The sequence below is a fragment of the Salinivibrio sp. MA427 genome (assembly GCF_001996115.1).
Taxonomy (GTDB): Bacteria; Pseudomonadota; Gammaproteobacteria; order Enterobacterales; family Vibrionaceae; genus Salinivibrio; species Salinivibrio costicola.
On record NZ_MUFH01000343.1, the window covers coordinates 1 to 2353 of the forward strand.

Below are 2353 nucleotides of genomic sequence, written 5' to 3' on the forward strand. Positions count from 1 at the left end.
TGCAGCATGCGACAGCAGGTGCGGCAGAACAGACGTGGCGAGCGATAACCAACCTGTTGTTTCCTAGCCAAATGAATACCGCGCATAGCCCTGCAGGCATGATCAGTAATTTACGGTTAGTGATATTGGAGGCAATCGTTAATCCAGAAGCAATTGTCGCACACAACCCAGACTATCCGGCGCAAGTTTCGGCATGGCAGCGAAAGGTGAATGCCGAAGTCGTGATGATTACACGTATTAGCCAACCACCGGTAGGGCAACCGACTCCCAAAAATCATCAGATTCAAACCATGCATGCAGCTCAGCAGATATACCAAATGATCGGTGTCTTGATTGTCTACACCCACAATGGCTGGATCGGTGCTTAATTCTTTAAGGCCGTACATAAAGTCTTTGTAGCGAGTGGCGATGCGCGCATCAAGACCTTGTAATTGGTTGTAATGGTCCGAGAGAAATGCYTCTAGCGCTTCCCAATCCACTTCATCGCTGAACATAGACCAGCGCCGCTTTTGCTCTTCAGTGAGTTGGTAATCGTATTGTTCCTCAAGAAGCGCCCCTTTATTTAATGCCTCTTCTTGAAGTGGCGTCATCGGCACAGTCGCGACATTGGGATTACTTTCTAAAGCAGCTCGCTCTTGGTCAGCAAGCCGTTGTGTCGCAAGATAGTCAATAACATGGCGCTCGAATGCCAACTCTCTGATGGGGTCACCCTTCACTGAGCTGGGTACTTCGTCTTGCTCTAATTTCACGCCTGCTAGCATTCGCGTCAGCTCAGCCATTTGGAGCTTATGCATGTTCTCTTCGTCTTTTAAAATAACACTCTGTCGCGCGACTTCCTGAGATAAAGGCAAGAACAAATCAGACACATCGGCCAACCTATCATCCAGCGCAATAAAAAAGCCTTCATTGGGTTTATCCAAGTCCACCTTGTAGTCAGTGACAGTGCTACCTGGCTTTTGTGCAACGTGCTGGTGTTGTTGATCGTCTTGTTCATCGGTTTCTAGATCATCGATTTCATCAAGCGGTGTACACGTACTTGTGAATAGCCCAGCCGGCGCAGAGTCCTCGCCAATATCAATCACACTTTGCCCGAGTTGCTTTAAACTGCCGGTGTGTGGATGCGCCATATTCTCGCGATAATAATCAAGATCGAGCTCTCGCATCCACGCACTGCGTAGCTGACCATTTTCTTGCATCAGCGCTTTTAAGCGCGCCGTCCAGCGTAGATGCGAAAACGCAAGATAGACCGTGTGTTTAACCGGATAGTTTAAACGGCTTGATGTTTCGCCATCGCTGTCATCATTCAGCTTTTTAATGAGTTTGGTACCAGACACTTGGTATTCATCGAGACGCTCCGCGTCTTGGTCATAGACATACAGCCAACCGTCCCTTAGTTGGCGCAATGTGCGCTGGCTATACTCTGCCTCGATCCACGCTTCACCTTGCCACTTTTTAGGTAAAGCAAATATTGGTGTGTAATCGTCTTGATCATAGCCATTGTCGAACGCATAACGCACAGGAACAAAACCAACGCTGCCACCTTTTAATGGACACGGCCCGGTTGGATCGCGGCTATCTTGATTATTGGCACATTTGGCCGCTGAGATTGGGTCACTCATACCTGCTCCTGCTGATTCGCTAAGTAAGACTCGGCTTGCTCTGATTCACGCTTTGCTAATAAGGCTGCTTGCTCGATACGTTGAGAAGGCGTCATTGCCGATGGATTGAGAACAAGATTGCTTATATCGGGATACACAGATGCATCGAGCGCTTGCTCTCCCACAAAACCTAACACATTGAAAAATTGCGTGAGGTCTTGCCCGGTATGAAATCCTTGCTGATAGGCAGTGTCTGCCCACGTCTGTACCCATTGGTCGGGATCTGACTGAGAAGTAAGACGCTCAGGAAAGTAAGTTTGCACATGTTGCTTAAGGCTTTGTATTTGATTTCGCCAAACCACGGTACCAAGCGCGCTCCATTGCGGATCAGAGAGCTGATAGGGCAACGAGACTGATTTGGCCGACTCAGGGGCATGATAAACCTGCCAACCTTCACGCGTTGGCAGCCAAAGTGCAGACATTAAGGACCAAAAACCACCAAAATCATTAGATAGCAACGCATCAATGCATTCACTGTGCGCCAGCTTCAAGAACACCTTACTGCCATAGGGTGACAGCACTTGAATGAAATCCCGTAACTGATGTGCTACATCAAGCCCGGGTTGCGAAGACGCGAATACATATCCTGCAGTGGGTTGATTGAGAGTCGTAAACCATGCCCACACTGCGTCGGTCAATCGTACAACAAAGGGAGAAACCGCGAGCAGCTGGTCATAAGGCGGTTGCGTATAGAC

2 protein-coding genes are annotated in these 2353 nt (G+C 48.7%); both read right to left on the reverse strand.

Annotated features, from left to right (window positions below; translation table 11 throughout):
* Positions 1 to 116: 116 nt before the first annotated feature.
* Entirely contained in the window at positions 117 to 1619 is a 1503-nt protein-coding gene (locus BZG79_RS14260; protein WP_077774730.1) for a toxin VasX, read from the reverse strand.
* A partial coding sequence (locus tag BZG79_RS14265) for a DUF4123 domain-containing protein (RefSeq protein ID WP_077774731.1) occupies positions 1616 to 2353 on the reverse strand: 738 nt, incomplete at its 5' end. The genes BZG79_RS14265 and BZG79_RS14260, both read right to left, overlap by 4 nt.